The sequence below is a fragment of the Psychrobacter sp. TB55-MNA-CIBAN-0194 genome (assembly GCF_040309505.1).
In the GTDB taxonomy this organism is placed as follows: Bacteria; Pseudomonadota; Gammaproteobacteria; order Pseudomonadales; family Moraxellaceae; genus Psychrobacter; species Psychrobacter fozii.
On sequence record NZ_JBEOOW010000753.1, the window covers coordinates 1 to 238 of the forward strand.

Annotated in this window: 1 protein-coding gene; it reads left to right on the forward strand. The window is 46.2% G+C overall.

Annotation, left to right across the window (positions count from 1 at the left end; translation table 11 throughout):
* Positions 1-238 (forward strand): class I tRNA ligase family protein (locus tag AAEY75_RS16975; RefSeq protein WP_352260347.1); only part of this gene is annotated, 238 nt, incomplete at both ends.

A 238-nucleotide genomic window follows, 5' to 3' on the forward strand; every position in this document is an offset into this window, starting at 1 on the left:
GCACAAATCATCAGTGCTTATGATGCGATGGACTTTCACCAAGTCACGCAGCATATCACCGCATTCTGCTCGCAAGACTTGGGCAGCTTCTATTTAGATATTATCAAAGACCGTCAATACACCACACAAACTGATGGTCAACCGCGCCGCTCTGCACAAACAGCGATTTACCATATTGCTGAAGCATTGATTCGCTGGATTACACCGATTTTATCCTTTACGGCGCAAGAAGCATGGG